This is a genomic window from Stenotrophomonas sp. 112478_Sma, from assembly GCF_056479905.1.
On record NZ_CM151072.1, the window covers coordinates 2,682,002 to 2,704,233 of the forward strand.

22 protein-coding genes are annotated in these 22,232 nt (G+C 65.6%); 15 read left to right on the plus strand and 7 right to left on the minus strand.

Going from position 1 to position 22,232, the window contains the following annotated elements; genetic code table 11:
• Nucleotides 1-35 precede the first annotated feature (35 nt).
• Both ppsA and ACZK08_RS12270 read left to right on the plus strand, forming a co-directional pair.
• Nucleotides 36-2,414 (plus strand): phosphoenolpyruvate synthase, encoded by a 2,379-nt coding sequence (ppsA, locus tag ACZK08_RS12265; RefSeq protein ID WP_065182722.1) that lies wholly within the window; start codon nt 36-38, stop codon nt 2,412-2,414.
• 156 nt (nt 2,415-2,570) lie between these two features.
• Nucleotides 2,571-3,464 (plus strand): mechanosensitive ion channel family protein, encoded by an 894-nt coding sequence (locus ACZK08_RS12270; RefSeq protein WP_065182721.1) that lies wholly within the window; start codon nt 2,571-2,573, stop codon nt 3,462-3,464.
• 105 nt (nt 3,465-3,569) lie between these two features.
• Here ACZK08_RS12270 and ACZK08_RS12275 read toward each other — a convergent pair whose 3' ends face one another.
• The 4 genes from ACZK08_RS12275 to tadA all read right to left on the minus strand — a co-directional run bounded on the left by ACZK08_RS12275 (nt 3,570) and on the right by tadA (nt 6,968).
• On the minus strand, nt 3,570-4,685 hold the full coding sequence (locus tag ACZK08_RS12275; RefSeq protein WP_065182779.1) for an alkene reductase: 1,116 nt from the start codon (nt 4,683-4,685) through the stop codon (nt 3,570-3,572).
• Nucleotides 4,686-4,855: 170 nt separating this feature from the next.
• The gene (locus ACZK08_RS12280) at nt 4,856-5,731 is read right to left on the minus strand and encodes an EcsC family protein (protein WP_065182720.1); all 876 of its coding nucleotides are present in this window, start codon (nt 5,729-5,731) and stop codon (nt 4,856-4,858) included.
• Between the two features lie 64 nt (nt 5,732-5,795).
• Complete coding sequence (orn, locus tag ACZK08_RS12285; RefSeq protein WP_053517870.1) at nt 5,796-6,368, minus strand: oligoribonuclease; 573 nt, start codon at nt 6,366-6,368, stop codon at nt 5,796-5,798.
• A 75-nt stretch (nt 6,369-6,443) separates the two neighbouring features.
• Entirely contained in the window at nt 6,444-6,968 is a 525-nt protein-coding gene (gene tadA, locus ACZK08_RS12290) for a tRNA adenosine(34) deaminase TadA (RefSeq protein WP_053517868.1), read from the minus strand.
• A 111-nt stretch (nt 6,969-7,079) separates the two neighbouring features.
• On the opposite strand from tadA, the gene ACZK08_RS12295 reads away from it, so the two are divergent.
• Nucleotides 7,080-7,517 carry an acetyltransferase gene (locus tag ACZK08_RS12295; protein ID WP_065182778.1) on the plus strand — a complete coding sequence of 146 codons (438 nt, stop codon included), beginning with the start codon at nt 7,080-7,082 and terminating at the stop codon, nt 7,515-7,517.
• 10 nt (nt 7,518-7,527) lie between these two features.
• Here ACZK08_RS12295 and ACZK08_RS12300 read toward each other — a convergent pair whose 3' ends face one another.
• Nucleotides 7,528-8,034: a GNAT family N-acetyltransferase gene (locus ACZK08_RS12300; RefSeq protein WP_065182719.1), complete on the minus strand. Its 507-nt coding sequence runs from the start codon at nt 8,032-8,034 to the stop codon at nt 7,528-7,530.
• Nucleotides 8,035-8,341: 307 nt separating this feature from the next.
• Between ACZK08_RS12300 and ACZK08_RS12305 the strand changes: the two genes are divergently transcribed.
• The 7 genes from ACZK08_RS12305 to ACZK08_RS12335 all read left to right on the plus strand — a co-directional run bounded on the left by ACZK08_RS12305 (nt 8,342) and on the right by ACZK08_RS12335 (nt 14,922).
• Nucleotides 8,342-9,553 (plus strand): MFS transporter, encoded by a 1,212-nt coding sequence (locus ACZK08_RS12305; RefSeq protein WP_053517900.1) that lies wholly within the window; start codon nt 8,342-8,344, stop codon nt 9,551-9,553.
• Nucleotides 9,554-9,692: 139 nt separating this feature from the next.
• Nucleotides 9,693-9,962 (plus strand): hypothetical protein, encoded by a 270-nt coding sequence (locus ACZK08_RS12310; RefSeq protein WP_053517866.1) that lies wholly within the window; start codon nt 9,693-9,695, stop codon nt 9,960-9,962.
• A 129-nt stretch (nt 9,963-10,091) separates the two neighbouring features.
• A complete protein-coding gene (locus ACZK08_RS12315) occupies nt 10,092-10,346 on the plus strand; it encodes a hypothetical protein (protein ID WP_065183040.1) in 255 nt (84 codons plus the stop codon).
• A 109-nt stretch (nt 10,347-10,455) separates the two neighbouring features.
• Nucleotides 10,456-10,695: a hypothetical protein gene (locus ACZK08_RS12320; RefSeq protein ID WP_053517863.1), complete on the plus strand. Its 240-nt coding sequence runs from the start codon at nt 10,456-10,458 to the stop codon at nt 10,693-10,695.
• A gap of 4 nt (nt 10,696-10,699) precedes the next feature.
• Nucleotides 10,700-10,885 carry a hypothetical protein gene (locus tag ACZK08_RS12325; RefSeq protein ID WP_065176251.1) on the plus strand — a complete coding sequence of 62 codons (186 nt, stop codon included), beginning with the start codon at nt 10,700-10,702 and terminating at the stop codon, nt 10,883-10,885.
• 89 nt (nt 10,886-10,974) lie between these two features.
• Nucleotides 10,975-12,678 carry an ATP-binding protein gene (locus ACZK08_RS12330; RefSeq protein ID WP_065183052.1) on the plus strand — a complete coding sequence of 568 codons (1,704 nt, stop codon included), beginning with the start codon at nt 10,975-10,977 and terminating at the stop codon, nt 12,676-12,678.
• Nucleotides 12,679-12,780: 102 nt separating this feature from the next.
• Nucleotides 12,781-14,922, plus strand: a complete 2,142-nt coding sequence (locus ACZK08_RS12335; protein WP_065183041.1) for a TonB-dependent siderophore receptor — start codon at nt 12,781-12,783, stop codon at nt 14,920-14,922.
• 54 nt (nt 14,923-14,976) lie between these two features.
• Here ACZK08_RS12335 and ACZK08_RS12340 read toward each other — a convergent pair whose 3' ends face one another.
• On the minus strand, nt 14,977-15,399 hold the full coding sequence (locus tag ACZK08_RS12340; RefSeq protein ID WP_053517859.1) for a hypothetical protein: 423 nt from the start codon (nt 15,397-15,399) through the stop codon (nt 14,977-14,979).
• Nucleotides 15,396-16,085, minus strand: a complete 690-nt coding sequence (locus tag ACZK08_RS12345; RefSeq protein ID WP_065183042.1) for a hypothetical protein — start codon at nt 16,083-16,085, stop codon at nt 15,396-15,398. The genes ACZK08_RS12340 and ACZK08_RS12345 overlap by 4 nt, the downstream gene beginning before the upstream one ends.
• Nucleotides 16,086-16,353: 268 nt before the next feature.
• Here ACZK08_RS12345 and ACZK08_RS12350 point away from each other — a divergent pair, with 268 nt between their 5' ends.
• The 5 genes from ACZK08_RS12350 to ACZK08_RS12370 all read left to right on the plus strand — a co-directional run bounded on the left by ACZK08_RS12350 (nt 16,354) and on the right by ACZK08_RS12370 (nt 22,218).
• Nucleotides 16,354-16,974, plus strand: a complete 621-nt coding sequence (locus ACZK08_RS12350) for a hypothetical protein (RefSeq protein WP_053517857.1) — start codon at nt 16,354-16,356, stop codon at nt 16,972-16,974.
• A gap of 49 nt (nt 16,975-17,023) precedes the next feature.
• Nucleotides 17,024-18,343: a retropepsin-like aspartic protease gene (locus tag ACZK08_RS12355; RefSeq protein ID WP_081284461.1), complete on the plus strand. Its 1,320-nt coding sequence runs from the start codon at nt 17,024-17,026 to the stop codon at nt 18,341-18,343.
• A gap of 636 nt (nt 18,344-18,979) precedes the next feature.
• Entirely contained in the window at nt 18,980-19,534 is a 555-nt protein-coding gene (locus tag ACZK08_RS12360) for a hypothetical protein (RefSeq protein WP_478452207.1), read from the plus strand.
• 68 nt (nt 19,535-19,602) lie between these two features.
• The gene (locus ACZK08_RS12365) at nt 19,603-20,892 is read left to right on the plus strand and encodes a retropepsin-like aspartic protease (RefSeq protein WP_461288420.1); all 1,290 of its coding nucleotides are present in this window, start codon (nt 19,603-19,605) and stop codon (nt 20,890-20,892) included.
• A gap of 48 nt (nt 20,893-20,940) precedes the next feature.
• Entirely contained in the window at nt 20,941-22,218 is a 1,278-nt protein-coding gene (locus ACZK08_RS12370; protein ID WP_080375280.1) for an HlyD family secretion protein, read from the plus strand.
• Nucleotides 22,219-22,232 lie beyond the last annotated feature (14 nt).

Here is a 22,232-nt window from a genome sequence, read left to right on the forward strand (position 1 = left end):
CCCGCCTCGGGCGATGGCCAAACGGAGCATCGCGCTTGAACGAGAACATCCTGTGGTTGCACGAACTGCGTCTGGCCGACCTGGCCCGCGTAGGCGGCAAGAATTCGTCGCTGGGCGAGATGATCGGCAATCTGGCCGGTCTGGGCGTGTCGGTGCCAGGCGGTTATGCCACCACCGCTGAAGCCTTCAAGGACTTCATCGCGCACAACGATCTGTCCAAGCGCATCTTCGACAAGCTGGCCACGCTGGACGTCGAGGACGTTACCGCGCTGACCGCGGCCGGCAAGGAAATCCGTGGCTGGGTCATCGACGCTCCGCTGCAGCCGCAGCTGGACCAGGACATCCGGACCGCGTACGCCAAGCTGAGCGCCGAGAACGGCGGCGGCGACGTGGCCGTGGCGGTGCGCTCTTCGGCCACCGCCGAAGATCTGCCCGACGCCTCGTTCGCCGGCCAGCAGGAAACCTTCCTCAACGTCACCGGTGCCGACGATGTCGTGCACAAGGTCAAGGAAGTGTTCGCTTCGCTGTACAACGACCGCGCCATCGCCTACCGCGTACACCACGGCTTCAAGCATGAGGACGTGTTCCTGTCCGCCGGCGTGCAGCTGATGGTGCGCTCGGGCGTGGGTTCCTCCGGCGTGCTGTTCACCCTGGATACCGAATCGGGCTTCCGCGACGTGGTGTTCGTCACCTCGTCCTTCGGCCTGGGCGAAATGGTCGTGCAGGGCGCGGTCAACCCGGACGAGTACTACGTCTACAAGCCCACCCTGCAGGCCGGCAAGCCGGCGATCCTGCGCCGCTCGCTCGGCAGCAAGGCGATCCGCATGGTGTATTCGGACGTTCCCGGCGAGCGCGTCAGGATCGAGGACACTCCGGCCGAACTGCGCAACACCTTCTCGATCAGCGACGAGGACGTGCAGGAACTGGCCAAGCAGGCGCTGGTGATCGAAAAGCACTACGGCCGCCCGATGGATATCGAGTGGGCCAAGGACGGTGTCAGCGGCAAGCTGTTCATCGTGCAGGCGCGCCCGGAGACGGTGAAGTCGCGCAGCCACGCCACCCAGATCGAGCGCTTCGCGCTGACCGAGAAGGGCGGTAACGTGCTGGCTGAAGGCCGTGCCGTGGGCGCCAAGATCGGTTCGGGCGTGGCCCGCGTGGTGAAGACGCTGGACGACATGAACCGCGTGCAGCCGGGCGACGTGCTGATTGCCGACATGACCGATCCCGATTGGGAACCGGTGATGAAGCGCGCTTCGGCCATCGTCACCAACCGCGGTGGCCGTACCTGCCACGCCGCGATCATCGCCCGCGAACTGGGCGTACCGGCCGTGGTCGGCTCGGGCAACGCCACCAAGGTCATCGAAGACGGCCAGCTGGTCACCGTCAGCTGCGCTGAAGGCGATACCGGCTTCATCTACGAAGGCAAGCTCGGCTTTGAGCGCACCACCACCGATCTGGGCAACATGCCGCCGGCTCCGCTGAAGATCATGATGAACGTGGCGAACCCGGAACGTGCCTTCGACTTCGGCCAGCTGCCGAACGCCGGCATCGGCCTGGCGCGCCTGGAAATGATCATCGCCAGCCACATCGGCATCCACCCGAACGCGCTGCTGGAGTACGACCGCCAGGACGCGGCAACGAAGAAGAAGATCGACGAGAAGATCGCCGGCTATGGCGACCCGGTCAGCTTCTACGTGGACCGCCTGGCCGAGGGCATCGCCACCCTCACCGCGTCGGTCGCGCCGAACCCGGTGATCGTGCGCCTGTCGGACTTCAAGTCCAACGAGTACGCCAACCTGATCGGCGGCAGCAACTACGAGCCGCACGAAGAGAACCCGATGATCGGCTTCCGCGGCGCCAGCCGTTATGTCGATCCGAGCTTCTCGGCTGCCTTCGCGCTGGAGTGCAAGGCCGTACTGCGCGTGCGCAACGAAATGGGCCTGGACAACCTCTGGGTCATGATTCCGTTCGTGCGCACGCTGGAAGAAGGCCGCAAGGTGGTGGAAGTCCTCGCCCAGAACGGCCTGAAGCAGGGCGAGAACAGCCTGAAGATCATCATGATGTGCGAAGTGCCGTCCAACGCACTGCTCGCCGATGAGTTCCTGGAGATCTTCGACGGCTTCTCGATCGGCTCCAACGACCTGACCCAGCTCACCCTGGGCCTGGACCGCGACTCGTCGATCGTCGCCCATCTGTTCGACGAACGTAACCCGGCAGTGAAGAAGCTGCTGTCGATGGCGATCAAGTCGGCACGGGCCAAGGGCAAGTACGTCGGCATCTGTGGCCAAGGCCCGTCCGATCACCCGGACCTGGCCGAATGGCTGATGCAGGAAGGCATTGAATCGGTGTCGCTGAACCCGGACACCGTGGTCGATACCTGGCTGCGCCTGGCCAAGCTGAAGGCCAGCGCATGATGCGTTGAAGGCTGCAGGCTGACGTCGTTTTCATCGACGTCCGCCCATACTGCTGCTGCATGCAAGCCCCGCCTCTGCGGGGCTTGCTGTTTCTGGCGTGCGCGCACGCCCTGCCCTGCCCTGGGCAACTCCCTTTCGCAGCAGAGGACCACCCGCATGATCGCCGCCGCACCCGCTACGCCCGCCACGTCATCCTGGTTCCACACCTTGGACTGGGAGCGACTGCTGGAAACCTATGGCGTGCCACTGCTGGCCGCCATCGTGGTGCTGCTGGTCGGCCTGTGGGTGTCACGCCGCCTGTCCAACGCGATGCCGCGCGCGACCGCGCGCATGGGCGTGGACCCGATGCTGGGCAGTTTCCTGCGCAACGTGGTCTACGCCGCATCGCTGGTGATCGTGGTGGTGCTGGCCATCGGCACGCTGGGCGTGCAGATCACCCCGCTGCTGGCCGTGCTCGGTACCGCAGGCCTGGCCGTCGGCCTGGCGCTGAAGGATTCGCTGTCCAACATCGCTTCAGGCGTGATGCTGGTGACCCTGCGCCCGTTCCGCGTGGGCGATGTGGTGACGGTCGCCGGCCAGACCGGCACGGTACGCGAAGTGCGCATTTTCCAGACCGTTATCACCGGCGCTGACAACCAGCACACCACCATTCCGAACACCCTGATCACCGCGGCGCCGATCATCAACCTCACGGCCGAACCGACCCGTCGCGTCGAGTTGGTGGTCGGCATCGGCTACGACGACGACATCCAGCTGGCGCGCGATACCGCCCTCGCGCTGATGAAGGCCGACCCGCGCGTACTTCAGACGCCGGTGCCGGACGTGGTGGTCTACGAGCTGGGCGCGCACGCGATCAATCTGGGCATCCGCTGCTATGTGAAGTCGGCCGACTGGTTCGGCACGAAGGTGACGCTGCTCGAGCAGATCAAGCTGGGCTACGACAAGGCTGGTATCAACATTCCTTACCCGCAGCAGGACATGCATCTGTACCTGCACGGCAAGGACGGTGGCGTGGTCGAGGCCGACGCGCTGGTGCGCGACACGCCCTGACCGCCGCGCCTCATCCCGCGCTGCGCGCTCGCCGGGCATGGCCCGGCGTTACCTGCTCGACCGGTCGGCACGGGTAACGCCGGGCCATGCCCGGCGGATGCGGAATCAGGCAGCGACGCTCTTTTCCAGCGTCGGGTAATCGGTGAAGCCCACCGCCCCGCCTCCGAAGAACGTCGCGCGGTCCGGCAGGTTCAGTTCCGAACCTTGGCGCAGCCGCTCCGGCAGGTCCGGGTTGGCGATGAACGGCCGGCCGAAGCCGATCAGGTCAGCCCAGCCTTCGGCCAGTGCCTGCTCGGCGCGCTCGGCGGTGTACTTGCCGGCGTAGATCAGTGTTCCCGGATAGACCATGCGCAACGCCTGCTTGAATGCCAGCGGCATCGGTGGTGCGTCGTCCCAGTCGGCTTCGGCGATGTGCAGGTAGCCCACACCCAGCCCGCCCAGCAGATGCGCGGCAGCCAGATAGGTGGCCTGCGGCGTATCGTCCACCGCCCCCTGCAGCGTGGTCAGCGGCGCCAGGCGCACCCCCACCCGGTCGCCGCCCGCCACCTCGACCACCGCCCGCGTCACCTCGCGCAGGAAGCGCAGCCGGTTCTGCAGCGCGCCACCGTAGCCATCGGTGCGCTGGTTGGCCTGCGAATCGATGAACTGGTTGATGAGATAGCCATTGGCCCCATGCAGCTCGACCCCATCAAAGCCCGCCGCCAGTGCATTGCGCGCCGCCTGTGCATAGTCCTCGACGATGCCTGGAATCTCGTCCTCGCGCAGGGCGCGCGGCATCGAGTGCTGGATCATCTCGCCGACGCCGGCCTCCGGACCGGCACCGGTCGGGTCAACGAACACCTTCACGCCTTCGGCCAGCAATGCCGACGACGACACCGGAGCCTCACCGTTCGGCTGCAGGGCAACATGCGAAACACGGCCCACGTGCCACAGCTGCGCATAGATGCGTCCGCCGGCCGCGTGCACCGCATCGGTGACCTGGCGCCAGCCCTGTACCTGCTGCGGACTGTGGATGCCCGGGGTCCAGGCATAACCCTGGCCCTGCGGGCTGATCTGGGTGCCTTCGCTGATGATCAGGCCGGCGCCGGCACGTTGCGCGTAGTACGCCGCCATTTCGGCGGTGGCAACATTACCGTGGGCCGCACGCGAACGGGTCATCGGCGGCATCACGATGCGGTTGGGCAGGGTCAGTGCGCCCAGGCGGTGGGGAGTGAACAGCATGTCGGCCATCTCTTGCGGGGGAGTGCCGCAAAGAATGGGGATGGCGCCCGCCGGGCAACAGGCACGGACTGGCAAAACAGTTGTTCCGCCGGGGCAATGATAGGCTCGCCCGCGGTCTCGCCCGGGGTCAGATCCCTTTGCACGGCAGAGGGATCTGACCCCGACACCGGTTAGAGCGTCGGCTCGATCAGGGCGCCGCCATGCGCCACGCGGTCATAGCAGGTGCGCACTACATCCTCACCGTACTTGCGCTCCAGCCGGCGCACGATGAAATGCCCGCGTGCCATGTCCTGGTAGTAGTCGGTGAACATGGTGTTGAGCGTGGCGCCGGCGGCAGCACCCACGATGGGGACCGCCTGCGCGGCGAACTTCTCGGTCACCACCACACCGAAACGCGCGGCGACCTTCTCCACCAGCTTGGCCAACAGCTTGCCGGCCTCCTTCGGCGCCACGCCCAGGGTGAGGTCGCGGCGGCCGGTCACCACGCGGCCGGCCAGCTCGGCCGACAGGTGGCGCATCACATCGGTGGTGAAGCCGCGGGCCAGGTAGTAGCCCGTCTCGCTGGCGTCGTCGCGCGGCGAATTGCCGCCCAGCGCGAACACTTCCAGACAGGCCTGGCGTGTGCTGAACTCGGACAGGTCGAAGCCTTCGCTGCGCGCCACATCGGCCACGGCGCGCATCATGATGGTGGTCGACACCGGCAGTTCGATGAACAACGCGGCAAAACCGAAGGCACCGCCGACCGCGCCGGACGTTGCGGCAGCCACCTTGTGCCAGCGGGTGGATGCGCCCTTGCCGGGTGAATTGTCCATGCTCCACAGCGCCGCCTGCGCGGATTTCGACAGCGCCGCCTGCACCGCGCCGTGGATGCGGCTGGACACCGACGTCGGCAGGGCCTTCACTGCGAACTCCAGCGGCGTGCCGACCAGGTTGGCCATGCGCGCGGTCAGGGTCGGCGCCTCCAGCAGTGCCACCGCCCGCTGCAGGTCGGACCAGTCGCGGGCGTCGTGGGCGATATCGCGCGGCAGCAGGATCGGCTCGTTCATGGGCCGATAGTAGCGCCACGCGGTTGAACGATGGGTAGCGCCGGGCCATGCCCGGCGTCGTCGTTCAGGCAGTCGGCAACCCTGAAAGCGCGCCCATGAACCGGCGATAGTGGCGCAGCTCGTTGATCGAATCATGCACGTCGCTGAGTGCGGTATGGCTGCTGTTCTTGCCGACGCCAGCGGCCACGCCCGGCGCCCAGCGCCTGGCCAGTTCCTTCACCGTGGACACATCCAGGTTGCGGTAGTGGAAGTACTTCTCCAGGCGCGGCATCTGCCGGTGCAGGAAGCGGCGATCCTGGCAGATCGAATTGCCGCACATCGGCGACAGGCCAGCCGGAATCCACTCCGCCAGGAAATTCACCGTCTGCGCCTCGGCCTGGGCAAGGGTCACGCTGCTGTCCAGAACGCGCTGCCACAGGCCGGAACGACGATGCTGGTTGCGGTTCCACTCGTCCATCGCCTCCAGCGTCTCCAGCGGATGATGGATGGCGAATTCCGGTCCTTCGGCCAGCACGTTGAGCTGGGCATCGGTCACTACGGTGGCGATCTCGATGATCGAATCGTTGTCGGTATCCAACCCGGTCATTTCCAGGTCGATCCAGATCAATCGCTCGTTGGCCGCGCCGTTCTCCACCATCGTGTCGTCTCGCTGCAGGGCTGGCCCGCGGGCCGCCGGGAAAGGAAAGGGGCGCCCATCATACCCTTTCGCTGCTCATCCCTCGTCCGCCGGGCCTTCCAGCAACAGGGGCGGCTTGCCGCGCTTGGCGCGGAAGTAGTTGGTCAGCCGCGTGCTCGCCTCCTTGGCCAGCACCCCGCCGTGGATCTCCACGCGGTGGTTGTGGCGCGCGTCGCCCAGCAGGTCGAACACGCTGCCACAGGCACCGGTCTTCGGGTCGCTGGCACCGTAGACCAGCCGCGACACGCGCGCATGCACGATTGCCATCGCGCACATCGCGCAGGGCTCCAGCGTCACGTACAGCGTGCTGCCCAACAGTCGATGGTTGGCCAGCGCCTTGCCGCCGGCACGCATCGCCACGATCTCGGCATGCGCGCTGGGATCGTGCGAAGCGATATTGAGGTTCCAGCCCTCACCCAGCAGCTGGCCGTCGGCACCGACCAGCACCGCACCGACCGGGATCTCGTCGAACTCGCGCTGCGCGCGTTCGGCCAGCGCCAACGCATGGCGCATCCACTGTTCGTCGGCGTCGTGCACCGGTACACCCGGGGCGTCGGTCATGGCGGTTTCCGTGAGGCGGCGGAGCTCAGGCGCACAGTGTAACGCCGGGCTGCGCAGCGGATGCCAGAATGACGTCATACTGTGCTGCCTGCCCGCTTCACGTTCCCGCCCATGACCACCCTGCGCCCCTCGCGCGCCGATGACGGTGCCGCACTCGTCGACCTGTGGCGCCGCGCCGTCGACGCCACCCACGACTTCCTCAGCCCTGAAGACCGCCTGGCCATCGATGCTGAAGTGGCTGGTTTCCTGCCCCAGGCGCCGACCACCGTGGCCGTGGATGCAGATGATCGTCCTCTGGGCTTCATGTTGATCGACGGAACGCATCTGGAAGCCTTGTTCATCGACCCGGACGTGCGCGGCACCGGCATCGGCCGCCAGCTGCTGCAGCACGCACTGGCCCTGCATCCGCAGCTGAGCACCGACGTCAATGCGCAGAATGCGCAGGCAGTGGGGTTCTACCTGCGCATGGGCTTCATCGAGACCGGCCGCTCAGCGCTGGATTCGCAGGGCCGTCCGTATCCGCTGATCCACCTTCGGCACGCGGGCTGAACGCCCGCGATCAGGCGGTCGCTTCGAACGCCCGGGAGTAGCGCACCTCTCCCTGCGCCAGTGGCGGCTGCAGGCACAGCGCCTGGAAATACTCGGCAGGAACGCCCGGCAGCACCAGCCCCGGCTCGGCGCGGAAGCCGAAACGACCGTAGTACGCCGGCTCGCCCAGCAACACGCAGCCTCGCGCGTGCTGCTGGCGAAGGGCCTCGATGGCCGCGCGCATCAATGCGGCACCGATGCCCTGCCCCTGTCGCTCCGGCAGCACCGAGATCGGGCCCAGGCCGTACCAGCCGCTGCTGCCGTCGCTGACGGACACCGGCGAAACAGCGACGTGGCCGATGACTTCTCCGGCCGCGTCGGCCACCAGCGAGATGCTCAGCTCGCCGCGCTCGCGCAGCGCATCAACGATGTACTGCTCGGTGTGACTGCTGTGTCCGGCCGTGGCGAAAGCGGCGGTGGTCAGGGCATGGATGGCGGCGATGTCGGCCGGCGTTTCAGTACGGACGGAAAGTGTCATGGAGCACCTTGAGCTAGGCCACGCACCGGCCCGGAGACCGCCGCGACAGGGAACGAAGGGTGTAACAACCGTGCATCCGCGATTGTCCAACCGCGGAGGTCTCGCGGAAGACAGCGATGCAGCTGCCTGGGCAGGCACCCGCACGGTGCTCTGCTCCGCTATGGAGATGTTCATGGAAATGGAGATTCCGTCAACATGCGGTGCGCAGCACTACCACTGGCCGGACGCTGATTCTTGGCAGCCGGCGATGACCCCTGTTGCGGTGCAGCAGTACAATAGCCTGCTCCCCCGCCCCCTGCGCCCCCGCATGAGCCCCAATTCCTCCCTGGCCGCGCAGCTGACGCCCCGCCAGCGCACCCTGATCATCCTCGCCCTGTCGCTCGGCGGCTTTGCCATCGGTACCAGCGAGTTCGCCAGCATGGGCCTGATGCTGGAAATCAGTCGTGGCCTGTCGATCACCGAAACACAGGTCGGCCATCTCATCAGCGCCTACGCCATCGGCGTGGTGGTCGGTGCACCGGTCCTGGCGTTCGTCGGCGCCAGCTTCCCACGCCGTCGCCTGCTGCTGGCGCTGATGGGCTTCTATGCAGTCGGCAATCTGGCCAGCGCGCTGGCACCGAACTACGCCACCATGCTCATCGCGCGCTTCGTCGCGGGCCTTCCGCATGGCGCTTACTTTGGCGTGGCGATGCTGGTAGCGGCGGCGATCAGCCCGGCCGGCCAGCGCGGCCAGGCGATGTCGCGCGTGCTGCTCGGCCTGTCCATCGCCATCCTGATCGGCAACCCGCTCACCACCTGGCTGGGCCAGCAACTGAGCTGGCGTACGGCGTTTGCGCTGGTCACCCTGCTGGCCATTGCCACCGTTGCGATGATCGCGCGCTTCCTGCTGCCCGACCCGGAGGAGGTGCGCACCTCGCCGATGCGCGAGCTGCGCGCCTTCAACACCACGCAGGTATGGCTGGCACTGGCCATCGGTGCGGTCGGATTCGCCGGCATGTTCTGTGTGTTCACCTATCTTGCGCCGACCCTGGTGCAGGTGACCGGGGTTGCCGAATCGTGGATGCCGCTCGCCGTGGGTGTGTTCGGCATCGGCGCCATCATCGGCAACATCGCCGGCGGCTGGCTGGTGGACAGATTCCACTTCAAGGCCGCCGCGCTGGTACTGGCGTGGTCGATCGTAATGCTGCTGCTGTATCCGCTGGCTGCGCAGTCGGTGTGGACCATCGGCCCGATGATCATCACCGTGGGCACCATGGGTGCGCTCGCCGCCGTGCTGCAGACCCGCCTGATGGATGTGGCGGGAGAAGCGCAGACGCTGGCTGCGGCCTCCAACCATGCCGCGTTCAACACCGCCAACGCGCTGGGGCCGTGGCTGGGTGGCATGGCCATCAGCGCCGGCTTCAGTCCCGCCACCACCGGCTATGTCGGCGCAGCCACGGCCTTCGGTGGCCTGCTGCTGTGGTGCGTAGCGGTGATGCTGGAAAAGAACCGCGCACGCACGGTCGCCCGCAGTCACTGACACTGCTGTCCTCCGGCCGTCCCGCGGCGCCGCACGCGGCAGGCAGGCCTGCGGCGGCCGCCGACGGTACTACACATGGCGTGGATATCCGTTCGGGCAGACTTCGATCAACACCCCCTGGTCGATCGTCCGGACCGCAATGCCTCCCCGCCGTGCCCCTGCCCACCATGACGCGGTCGCCCTGCAGGCCGGCGTGCTGGGCAGTGTGCTGGGTATCGCGCTGTTCAAGGCGTCCGCCCTGTCAGCCATTGCTGCAGGGTCACTGATGACCACCGGACTGTGGCTGCTCACCTGCGTCCTGCTGGCGGCCTGGGCCCTGGCCGCCTGCCTGGCCTGCCTGGCCCTGAGCCGGCGGGTCTTCATGCTGATGCTGGCGCTGTCCGCACTGTTCATGATCTGCGTCGCGTAGCCCGCAGATGCCACAACCGCAGAGTATCGCCACACTTGTTACTGAATAACAAGTGCAGGCAGACCGATTGCGTCGGCACGGGGTCACATTATTGAATCAGGGCACCCCCACTTTCCCAGGATGCCGTCCATGCCTACCTGCTTCGCCCCCGCCGCGCTCCGCGCCTCGGTCTATGCCGTCATGCTTGCCTCGCTCGCTGCCTGCGCCACCTATGACGACACGGCCATGCATTCGGGCTGCCAGGAATCACCGCACCTGAAGGACCTGCCGCCGCAGGTCGCCGCACGCGAAAGCCGCTGCAACAAGAGTCTTGAAGTCTGGTCCAGCGAGCGCAAGGGCGATGACACGCCGCTGGATCTGAGCGGCAAGAAGAAGGAGCTCTGAAGGAAGGAGCTCTGACGGTGGGGCGTCTTGATCCGGTCGATGCACGCAGCTGACTGCACCGTCACGGGTGGCAGGCGAGGATGCGGACGTGTACTACTCGCGAGCGGTTATGTCCCACCCTGTCATCCGCGCTTTCGAAGCCGTCTTCAACCTGTCCGGTGGCGTTGAACGCATCACCGCGCTCACCGTCACCTGCCACCATTGCGCGGAGACCACCTCCGCCAGCGAGGACACACTGCTGCAGCTGCCAGGCGGTGCACTGTTCCGCTGCGAGCGCTGCGGCTGCCACCAGCCGATCAGCCATGCGCGTGTTTCTGAGTGGCAGCTCCCGTCGCTGCTGGGGGTATGAGGCGATGGGGCTGACCGCAGCGCAGATCAGGATCCTGCAGGACATCGCCGACGCGCAGCCGGTGCGCGGTGACGCTGCGACCTGGGCAGTGAATGCGGGCTTTGCGGTGCAGGCCGAGGATGCGGACATCGACCTGACGCCGGCAGGCCGGCACGCCCTGGCCGGGCAACCAGGCCAGGAGCCAGGCTAGCCGCTGCGGTTGCCCCGACCCATTGGCGATGTGCAGGCCCTGCTGACATCGGTTCGGCTATGCTGCCGCACCTTCCCGCGCCGACGGCCATGCATCCTTTCCCCCTTCCCGTCTCCGCACCCGACCAGCTTGCCTATCGCCTGCTGCAGGACAGCGACTGGGCACGCTCGCCGGCGGCGGCACAGGCGCCCTGCGAGCTGCGCACGCTGCTTGCGATGATCCTCGACTCTCCGGAACCTCTGTGGATCGCCTGGGGCCTGAGCGAAAAGGCATTCTTCTTCAACGATGCCTACCTGCCGATGCTGGGTGACAAGCTGCACGGCGCCATGGGCAACCGCCTGGACGTGGTGTGGTCTGACGTCTGGGCCGATGTGGAGCATGCCATCGATGCGGCGTTCGCGGGCCGCAGCCGCAGCTTCAAGAACCTGCCGCTGATGATGGACCGCGACGGCACGCTGCGCGAGACCTTCTGGACCTTCTCCTATTCGCCTCTGCGCGATGCCAGCGGTGCCGTCGCCGGGATCATCTGCGTGGTCAGCGAGCAGACCGAACGCGTGATCGAGCGCGACCTGCACAGCCGCCAGGTGGCCGCGATCACCGAACAGGCGCGCGAGGCGCACCTGGAACTGGTGCGGGCCCGTGAGCAGCTCAGGCAGTCGCAGAAGCTGGAAGCCATCGGCCAGCTCACCGGAGGCGTCGCGCACGACTTCAACAACCTGCTGCAGGTCATCACCGGCTCGGTGGACATGCTGCTGCATACCTGGCCGGCGGAAGATCCGCGACGCCGCTACGTGCAGGCGATCGGCAATGCGTCGGACCGGGCCACACGGCTGACGGCGCAGCTGCTGGCCTTCTCGCGCCGGCAGAGCCTGTCACCGGAGGTGTTCGACCTGTGCGAGAGCGTGCAGGCCCTGTCGGACATCATCACCACGGTACTGGGGGCACGCATCCAGGTGTCGGTCAACCTGCCTGATCGCCCGCTGCCGGTGCTGCTGGACCGCACCCAGCTGGACACCGCGCTGATCAACATCGCCGTCAATGCGCGCGATGCGATCGACGGCCACGGCACGGTCACCATCGACGTCGAGCAGGTTACGGCGGTGCCTTCGGTCCGCTTCGCGGCACCGCTGAAAGGTGACTTCGCCGCCATCAGCGTGACCGATACCGGCTCTGGCATCGACCCGGGCGTGGTGGATCGCATCTTCGAACCCTTCTTCACCACCAAAGGCATTGGTGCCGGCACCGGCCTGGGCCTCAGCCAGGTATTCGGTTTCGTCAAGCAGTCCGAAGGCGAGGTGGACGTGAAGAGCGAGGCTGGCGTCGGTACCCGGTTCACGCTGTATCTGCCGCTCACCCGTTCCAGCGAGACGGTGGTGCGGCCGGCGGCACAGCCGGGCCTGCTGCACGGGCACGGGCTGTGCGTGCTGGTGGTGGAGGACAACGTGGATGTGGCCGAGTTCGCGGTCGGAGCCCTGCGCGAACTCGACTATGAGGTGGTACTGGCCCGCAATGCCAATGAGGCTCTTGCCGAACTGGAACAGGACGCCACGCGGTTCCATGTGATGTTCAGCGACGTGGTGATGCCCGGCACCAACGGCCTGGAACTGGCCCGGCACGTGCGCGATCGCTTTCCGGATCTGCCCATCATCCTGACCAGCGGCTACAGCGAGCTGCTGGCACGCGACCCCGGCCACGGCTTCACCCTGCTGCGCAAGCCCTACTCGCTCAAGCAGCTCGCCGTCGTGATGACCGAGGCCGCAGGTCAAAGGGACGTAGCGGCGGTGCGGGCGTAACGATCTCAGCGCGGGCCCCGATGTCCATCGCGCCATCAGGGAATAGGCACAGCATCACTGCAAATGCTAATCTTTCTCATTTGCGGTTGCCAATCCCCTCCCATGACCCTATTCCCGCTCCGCCGCCGCGCGCTGTGCGCGGCCCTTGCCCTGCCCCTGGCACCCCTGGCACAGGCCGCTGCACCGCCCACCACCGCAACCACCGAGCTCGACAAGGTCGAAGTGCGTGGCCGCGCACAGACGCTGTACCGGGTTGACGACGCCGCGGTTGGCACCCGCACCGATACTCCGCTGGAGCTGGTGCCGCAATCGGTGCAGGTGGTGCCGCGCGAGTTGATCGACGACCAGGCGGCGCGCCAGGTGACCGACCTGTACCGCAGCATCAGCGGCATCAGTTTCTTCAGCTATGCGGGCGTGACGCTGCGTGGCTTCCGCCAGGAAAACGTGCTCTATGACGGTCTGCGCGGCGACCCGTATGCGGGCTTCGCGGTGCCCCAGCTGTTCAACATCGAGCGGGTGGAGGTGCTGAAGGGTCCGGCCGGCGCACTGTATGGCGGTGGTGATGCCGGCGGCGTCATCAATTATGTGACCCGCAAACCCCGGGCCACGGCTGAGCGCCGCATCGAAGTCCAGCTGGGCAACGAGGATTTCCGCGCCGGCTCGGTCGAGGCCACCGGCCCCCTGGATGCGGCCGGCCGCGTGCGCTACCGCGCCGGTCTGTACGGCGACACCGAGCAGGGTGTGCGCTGGAACACCGACAGCGAAAGCGTGATCGGCGATGCATCGTTGGCCTTCGATGTGGGCGATACCGGCGAGCTGACCCTGCAGTTCACCGACATCACCCAGAACCTGGGCGGCAACCGCCTGCGGGGTGTACCGGTGAATGACGCAGGTACGTTCCTGACCGATCGCCGCTGGAACCACAACGAGGCCAGCGACTTCCTCGACATGCGCGCGAAGGTCGCTCTGGCGCAGTATCGCTTTGCGCCGGCCTCGAATCTGGATGTGGATTTCGCCGCGCGCTGGTTCACCAACAACGAGCATCAGATGTATCACGAGCCGATGGGGCTGATCGACCGCGATCGCGATGGCGTGGCCGAGTGGATGACGCGCCAGCTGCGCAACCAGATCCGCGACAACGAGGCGTTTACTGTCAACGGCAATGCCGTGTGGCGGGTCAGTACCGGCCGCATCGAGCATAAAGTGCTGTTCGGCGCTGACGTGTACCAGCTCGATGCCGACTTCACCGCGCAGACCGCCAACAGTGCCGACCTCGCGCGCGGTGCGGGGCCGGTGCGTGGCATCGACCTGTTCAATCCAGTGTATGGCGCCAGCACCTGGCACGACTACGCTCTGGCTACCCTGCCCTGGCGCAGCACCTCCACGCGCAGCACACGCTACGGCGGCTACCTGCAGGACGAACTTGCGCTGGGCACGCGCTGGCATGTGCTGGCCGGCCTGCGCTGGGATGGCTTCAAGGACGAAGATCGCCTCGGCGGCAGCAGCGTGGATGGGCACGACCTCAGCTGGCGGCTGGGCAGCACTTTCACTGTGCGCGAGGGGCTGAACCTGTACGCGAACGTGGCCAGCGGATTCGTGCCACAGAGCGCGGCCAACCAGGACCGTGCTGCCGGCGGCCCGTTCGACGCTGAACGCAGCAAACAGTGGGAGATAGGCATGAAGTCGCTGCTGGCCGAGCGTGTGACCCTGAACATGGCGGCCTACCGCATCGACCGCAGCAACATCGTGCAGGCCACCGGCGAAGTGATCGCAGGCGTGAACCAGCTCGCCGCGCTGGGCCTGGTGCGCAGCACCGGCATGGAACTCGATCTGCTGGCCGATGTGACCGATCGCTGGGTGGTGAACCTCACCTACGCGTACAACGACGCACGGGTGAAGGATGCGGGCCCGAACGGCATCACCAACGCCTCCGGAGACCGCTTCGCCAATGCACCGCGCAACACGCTCGGCCTGTGGACGCGTTACGACCTGCCTGCGCTGAATTCGGCCATTGGTTTCGGTGCCGACCATGTCGGCGAGCGCATCAGCCTGGACGGACAGAGCGTGAAGGCCTACACCGTGTTCGACATGAGCTGGAAGACCACGTGGAAGCAGTGGCAGTTCCAGGCCAACGTCAAGAACCTGTTCGACAAGGTGTATGCGGCCAGCGGCTTCATCGCCCGCAACGGCCACTTCCCCGGGGAACCGCGCCGGGTGTACGTGCAGGCGGCCTACCGCTTCTGACGGGCGGTCGTGCTGCCGGCCCCGCGCAGGGGCCGGCAGCCTGCAGCACCTGCGTTACCGGGCGGGTGCCGCCGGCACCAGCACGCCATCCTTGAACGAAAGCGGGATGGTCACCGCCCCCTGCGGCGATGACAGCTGAAGGGTCAGCGACTGGCGGGCCGACGTGCAGGACGAGGCGATGCCCTGGAACCAGGAGCGCTCCGGTACCTGTGCATTGATGGCCTGCAGCTGCGCGGCAGGAACCGCGACGCCATCCACCTTCAGGCCAGTCAACCTGACCGGACCCGGCGATTCCACCACGAGCTCGAACACGCGGCTGCCACAACTCATCTGGTGCTGCGAGGTGTAGCGGTTCGCAGGCAGCCCATCTTCGCTGCGCAGCACCGCCAGCCCTGGCGAATCGGCACGCGCCACCGGCGCACAGGCTGCTGCGCCCACCGCCAGAACGGCCACCGCCCATGCGGCCTCTATCTTCATAGCGTCGTACCCAGCGTTTCCGCATCGCGGTCGTTGAAATCATACTCACGGGTCACACCATCGGGCCCGATGATGTAGTAGCGGAACTCTTCGGCATTCATGCCGTTGTCGCGCAGCAGATCGGCCACACCCCAGTCCCCGCCCTCATAGGCCACGCCGCCAACGGTGCGGTTGTCGGACGGGTACTTGTTGACCTCATGCGTCTCCGACGGGAAGACCCCGGCTGGATGGGAATGGATGATGCCCACCACCTGGCCCGGCGAGATGCCCCACTCCAGCAGCGGATAGCTGATGGCCCCGGGATTGCTGGCATCACCGCGCGCCAGTGGGCTGGTCTTGATTTCACCGGTCACTGCGTCGCGGTAGATCACCGTGCCCAGCTCCTGGCTCTGATAACCCGGATCGGCCTTGATCAGTGCCTCCACCTCACGCGCGATGGTGTCAGCCTGTCCATCGACCTGCTCATACGCGCTCGGCGGCGCTTCGCCACCGCCACCGCCGCCACCACCGCCGCCATCGCCCGGGTCCCACGGATCGGTCCAGTCTGGCGGATCGATATCCGGCCAGCCGCCGTCATCGGGCGGCAACGCATCCACCGGAGGCAGATCGGTGGTGTCCATCTGCGCACCGCCAGAAACCAGCGCGAGCTCTTCCAACGACAGCTCGCGAATTCCATTTTCCTGCATGCGTGCAACTCCTTGCTTCGAGCGTGAGGTGTGGTGTTTAGCGCAGCAACTGCGTGAAGGTCAAATAGCACATTCGCATTACTTCAAGATGAAGAATCGTCGTGGCGCAAGTGCGATGCGCGTTCATTTTTGTCGTCTATCACCCTTCCGTCCAAATCAGACTTTTCTGACAGAGCACTGTCCACTTCGTGTGATAAATGTCCGAGGGCCGCATGAAGGCGGCAACGACGCATCCGTAATCTGCATCGGACAAACAAGGAGTTGTGAGATGTCTGCAAGTGGAGTTCGTGATCTCTCCCCCGAAGAACGTGCACTGGTCTCCGGTGGCGCGCAGGTGGACACCACCGATCTGCCGCCGGTCGATGTGACCCCACCGGACGACTGGGGTCCCAACCCGGATCCGCCGGACTGGCCCGATCCGTGGGATCCGGGAGATGGCGGCGGCGGCGGTGGCGGTGGCGGCGGTGATGGAGGTGGTGGCGACGGCGGTGGTGACGGCGATGGACAGCCAGACTTCACCTTCATCGATGTCAAGCCTTTTGAAAGCAAGCTGACCTACACGCCGGGCGAGAATGGCGAGCCGGGCTTCAACAAAGCGGTGTTGACCTACCCGATTCCCAATGAATTCGGCCAGTGGACGGTCAGCACCGAGCTGAAGTTCAACACCGACGGCACCTTCAAGGACGGCAAGGGCACATTGGATTTCGTCGGCAACGATGGCAGTCTTCTCAAGTGGCAGCTGAACGAAGGTTCCTGGACCTCCACCGTCAATGGTGGTTACTACTGGGATATCGGCGCAGGCTTCGGCTTTCAGATCAACCTGATCTACAACTCAGCGGACAACGACATAAAGGGCGAAGCCCAGTTCCTCTACAACAAGAGTCCTTGATCCCTCTTGGGATGCCGCGTTCGCGGACGCGGCATCCATCTGGAGTCCCATGCGTCCCCTTTTACTTGCATTGCTGCTCGTTTCATCCTGTGCTGGTGCCGCTGAGACAACCCGCGTCACGCAGATATTCAACGACCCCACGCCGGTCAGCCAAGCGCTGGCTCAAGGTGATGTCGCTGCACTACGGCAGCTGCAGGTCAATGCAACCAATACCGTCGTAAAGAAGATGGCCAGGGCCGCCGAACGCCGCGTTCTGCTGGACGTTCCTGGAGCCCGCGAAGCGTCAGATGAATGTATCCAGATGGCGCAGCAGACTACGCATCTGGCCGGGCTGACTGTCTGCGGAGCACTGCGAGCTGGCGTCGAGGTGGTAGCGGGTGACCTGCCTGCATGGGCACGCCTGTCGATGCAGGCGCGGGAGCGCGTTCGGGCCGCTGCGGAGAAGCGGGGCAAAACATTGGGAAACGTCGATGTATTCACCCGCATTCCAGACTACGCCGCGATGGCCGGTCGGCCCGCTCCCAAAGTCGATTCATCTGGCAAAGGACGCATCGCCATGCACACAGGAACGGTTACGGTAGCGTCCAGCCAGGATCATGACGGCGGCCGTGTCGCTTATCCCAACATGGCGCAACTGCAGATTGACGGTAAGACTGTTGAGGTCTTGGTCGACACAGGCTCGGCACTGACCATAGTGCATCCCGCGGCGATAACTGCGCCCCCGCTCATGGAGGGATTCACGCTTTCCGGCGTGCTGGGCGACTCACAACAGCGCAGCAGGATCGCCCAGCCACAGACCCTCCAGTTTGGTCCCTTGATCATCTCGCAGCCATTGGTATCCGTCAGCGAACGCATTCCTGCGAACCTTCTTGGCCTCGATGTTCTATCTCGTCTCGGCCGAGTCCTGATCGGCAAGGATGGCCTGCAGGTGCTCGCGGAGGGATCTGCCGCTCCGGCCTGCGACGCCCCGATGTTCTCGGCGGCAGACCTGAGCGGTACGCAGACCGTCCCAAGGTTGTTCATTACTGTTGACGGCAAGCGCCAGGAAGCAATGCTGGATACTGGTAACAGTGGCGAGTTGATGGAAGCCCTGCCAATCGGTGTGGCTCTGCCACCAGGTTCAGTTCAACACAGTGTTGTTCAAGGCGTACAAGGACAGCAGCGAAGAGCATCGGTCGCGCGCGAAGCCGTTGTGCAGACCTTGGACGGCTCTGCAGAATTGCAGATCAGCACATCCACTGGAAACCATCCAAGCAAGACGCGCTATGTGCTGGGCGGCGGCAGCCTGCGCAAGGTCTCCATCTATCTGGATTTCATCACAAACAAGGCCTGCCTGATGTCTTCGGGGTCCACCCAGTCGGCACAGTGATATCGCATCCTGTTTGAATCTCCGCATCAGCACAGCCACCCAGGCCAAATGGAATCGGCCGGCTGATGATGAGGAGCCTGATACGGTCAATTGAAAGGGTCTGCTGCAGTGCAGAGCAAACTACTCGTATTCGTGGCTGTCGTTGCAATGGCATCCTGCAGCAGCCATGGCGACGCCTATCTGGCGCAGGGGGCTCGTGAAACCACGGCTGCACGCCAATGCATGGACCAGTGTCGGGACCACTATGCCAGCTGTCATTCCGCCGGAAGCAATAGCGGCTGCCTGGGCTCGGCATCCCAATGGGGTGGCAACTGCGAAGAAATCCAGGACAGGGATCTTCGTCGATCATGCCAGGCGAGCGTGGATTTCTGCCGGAATCGCCTTCCGGACATCAAGTGCGGGGAAATACGCGACCGCTGCCTGAGTGCCTGCGGTGGGGGCTAGCGTGTCGCAGCAAGCGGCCGCTTAACGAAAGCAAGCGCAGGGCGCGTTCATTTTTGTCGTTTATCACCCTTCTGTCCGAATCAGATTTTTCTGACAGAGCACTGTCCACTTCGTGTGATAAATGTCGGAGCGCCGCATGAAGGCGGCAACGACGCATCCGTACTCAGCATCGGACAAACAAGGAGTTGTGAGATGTCTGCAAGTGGAATTCGTGATCTCTGCCCCGAAGAACGTGCACTGGTCTCCGGTGGCGCACAGGTGGACACCACCGATCTGCCGCCGGTCGATGTGACCCCGCCGGACGACTGGGGTCCCAACCCGGATCCGCCGGACTGGACCGATCCGTGGGATCCGGGCGATGGCGGCGGTGGCGGTGGTGGTGGCGGCGGTGGTGGTGGCGACGGCGGTGGCGAGACCACCTTCAGTTCCAACGCCAGCATTGATGGCAACGGTGTAGCCAGCGCGACCCAGACATGGGTCTTGCAGGACTACAACCTGACCTTCAACCTGACCGAGAACCTGAATCTGACCAATGGCAACTGGGGCCTGGCCGGTAACGGCAGCTTCCAGTATGCAGGCCAGACCTACACCCTGGGCCTGACCACCGATCACTTCAATGTGAGCAACTACAACGCCAGCTTCAACCAGGACTTCGGTAACGGTGTGTCGTTCAACATCGGCCTGACGTTCGATCCGAACACCAACTCGTTCACCGGCCAGTTCAACCTGGTCATCAGCGGGTTCTGACGCTGCACCGGAACATCGGCCGCCCGGGAGACCGGGCGGCCGATACGTGTCACAGAGGAGCTGAGGCAATGAAATTCCTGATGTCCGCAGTGATCGCACTGGGCGTGGCCGCCCCCGCCGGGGCCCGCGATGTGGTCGCTGAAGACAGCCATGGCATCACCGTAGCGGTGATGCAGGGCAACAGCGCGGCCCTGGAGCGGATCGGCAAATCCAATACCACGGCACGGCTGGCCGCACGTGCCGGCTACCACCGCACGCGTGGCGAAATCGCCCAGTCCAATCGCTGGGCCGACACCTGTATCGCCGACGCTGCCGTGGTGGCCGAAAAGAGCCAGGGGGTCATGTACCTGTGCCGGAGCCTGCGTGCTGGCAACCGTCTGCTGGAAGGCGACATCGCCGGCTGGGCCGCGGACATGCAGAAGGTCCGCGCGCTCTATCAACAGCATGTCGCGCCGTCGCTGCGTGCAGGCGAGGAAGTAAGCGGCATCACCGCCCCCGCGTTCGAGTCCTTCAGCCAATGGCCGCGATCGGCCACGCTGGCCGCACCGCCGCCTGCCGGAACCCGCCTGCCGCTGTCGGCCAAGGCCGGTGTCCCTGTCATCCGCGGCAAGATCCGGGGCGGCCAGGATGGAAAGCAGCGCGACATCGACTCCGATTTCATCATCGACACCGGCGCCACCCGTTCGCATATCAGCCGCAAGGCCGCACAGGCGATGGGCCTGGCGGTGACCGACAACTTCGCCACCGACAATTCGCGGCCCGGGCAGACCGTGGCGATCGGCCTGGCCGCTCCGGTCGATGTGCAGCTGGGCGATCTGCACTTCAGCAACGTCGCCTTTACGGTCACCGACCAGATCGAGTTCAACATCATCGGCCTGGACCTGCTGTATCGGCTGGGTCCGCTGGTGCTGCGGCCCACCGAGCTGGAGCTGTTGAAGGCACTGCCTGCCGATACCTGCCGGCAACCCCTGGCAACCACCTCTGCACTGTGGGGCGGCCAGTACTCGCTGCGCCTGCCGATGCGCATCGGCAAGCGCGACGAGCTCGTCCTGCTCGACACCGGCACCGATGTCGCACTGGAAGCCTCCGGCGTGAACCTGTCCACCTACCCACAGGCCAGCCTGGTGCAGCGACGCCGCTGGACGATGCACGGCCTGCAACCGGTCCGCTACGCCGAGGCCACCGCACCGGTCACGTTCAATGGCCGCACGGTCACCCTGCAGACCCAGGTCTCCGACCAGCCCGCCAACGTGTTCCCGATCTCCTGGCGGGTGGGCTTCGGCCTGCGCGACGATTACGACTACTACGTGGACGTGGCCGGTGGCCGTGGCTGCCTTGCGCCCCGAACCGCGCGATGATGTCCCTACCCATCCCACTCTCCGCAACGACGCGGCACCGCAGGCCACATGGAACCAGCCAGGAAGGATGAGACGGCGGATGTGATTCCGCTGTTCCGCAACGAAGCGATCGAGGCCGCCACGCAGCGCTTCGGCTCACCGGTGCAGGCACCGGGTGTCGGCATGTGGCTGGCCACAGGCTTCGTGGTTGCGCTGCTGGGCCTGGCGGTACTGTTCCTGGTGACCACCTCGTTCCCGCGCAAGGAAACCGTATCCGGTGCGCTGGTCCCCTCGCGCGGCCTGTTGCCGATCATCAGCCAGCGTTCGGGCATCGTCAGCAACGTGCATGTGGAGGAAGGCGCGAAGGTCCGCCAAGGCGACCCCATCGTCAGCGTCTCGGTGGATTCGGTGATCGACACCGGCGAAAGCACCGGCGCCACCCTGTCCGGCATGGCCGAGCGCCTCACCCAGGCTTCGGTCGATCGCGAACGCGCCACCGAAGCATCCCTGGAAAGCCAGGAGGCCGGCATCCGCGAGCGCATGCTGGGCACCACCCGCCAGCTTTCGGTACTGCGTGACAACGTCACGCTGTACCAGCAACAGCAGGCCATCGCCGAGAAGACCGTGCACGACCTGGGCCGCCTGCGCGCGGACAAGCTGGTATCCGAACTGCAGTACCGCGACGCGGAGGTGCGGGTACTGAACGTGCGCCAATCGGTGGCCGAAGTGCAGACGCGCATTGCCCAGCTGGAACAGGAGCACGAGCAGATGCGGCACGAGCTGGGCCGCCTCAAGGCCGAGCGTGACGCCAACCGCGCCACCGCGCTGTCCGAACTGCTGGGCGCACGCGAGAAGGCGATCAACTACAAGCTGGGCACGCAGTTCAATCTGGTGGCGCAGTCCGCCGGGCAGGTCACCTGGCTGCAGGCCAAACCGGGCGCCACGGTCACCGCCGGGCGCACGCTCGGGGTGATGATGCCGGAAGGCTCGCAGCTGTTCGCCGAGCTGTGGGTGCCCTCCTCGGCCATCGCCTTCGTCAATGTCGGCACCGACGTGCGGCTGATGTACGACGCCTTCCCCTACCAGAAGTTCGGCGTCGGCCGCGCCCGGATCGTCAAGATCGCGCGCTCACCGACATCACCAGAGGAACTGCCCGCCGACCTGCAGGCCGTGGAAAGCCAGTACCGCCTGCTGGCCGCGCTGGACGACCAGCAGATGCAGGCCTATGGCAAGGCACTGGCACTGACCCCGGGCATGCGCCTCAAAGCCGATCTGGTTCTGGAGAAGCGTTCGCTGCTGGACTGGCTGCTGGAACCGCTGCTGGCGGCCAAACGACGGCAGGAATGAGATTGACGGTCGCC